General features: G+C 61.1%; 1 protein-coding gene. It reads right to left on the minus strand.

The genetic code is table 11. The features are described from left to right. On the minus strand, positions 1–147 hold a 147-nt coding region (locus NCR38_RS34615), incomplete at its 3' end, for a chemotaxis protein CheB (protein WP_409241458.1). Positions 148–229: the final 82 nt, after the last annotated feature.

Below are 229 nucleotides of genomic sequence, written 5' to 3' on the forward strand. Positions count from 1 at the left end.
CTTCGGAAGGACGCTGGGCTGAACGCCGACGTGCATCACGACGAACACCGATGCGGGAAGATTGGCCGGCCACGCCGACATAAGCGTGCTGAGCGCGGCCAGTCCACCGGTCGAAGTCGCCACGACTATGATGTCACGAGTTTTCACGGGCCCTCCGCCAGTCTTGTCGACACAGCAAAAAGAGCGCCTGAGACCCCCGTCGACGCTACTCGATCGCTTCGATTAGACT

Origin of the sequence: Caballeronia sp. INML1, from assembly GCF_023631085.1 — a bacterium.
Taxonomy (GTDB): Bacteria; Pseudomonadota; Gammaproteobacteria; order Burkholderiales; family Burkholderiaceae; genus Caballeronia; species Caballeronia turbans.